General features: G+C 31.0%; 1 protein-coding gene. It reads left to right on the plus strand.

Annotated features, from left to right (window positions below):
* Positions 1–51: 51 nt before the first annotated feature.
* Entirely contained in the window at positions 52–213 is a 162-nt protein-coding gene (locus tag GUI70_RS24165; protein WP_000889682.1) for a hypothetical protein, read from the plus strand.
* Positions 214–271: the final 58 nt, after the last annotated feature.

Consider the following 271-nt stretch of genomic DNA (forward strand, 5'->3'; position numbering starts at 1 on the left):
GCTAACGAGCATGAGATTGAAAGATATTTTGAATTTTTGGAGGACAAGTAAATGCTTGAAATCATCGACCAACGTGATGCATTGCTAGAAGAAAAGTATTTAAACGACGACTGGTGGTACGAGTTAGATTATTGGTTGAATAAACGCAAGTCAGAAAATGAACAGATTGATATTGATAGAGTGCTTAAATTTATTGAGGAATTAAAACGATAGGAGATAACGAATAAATGAATAATTTAACAGTAGATCAATTAAAAGAACTTTTACAAAT

The sequence above is a fragment of the Deinococcus alpinitundrae genome, assembly GCF_009982895.1.
GTDB classification, from domain to species: Bacteria; Deinococcota; Deinococci; order Deinococcales; family Deinococcaceae; genus Deinococcus; species Deinococcus alpinitundrae.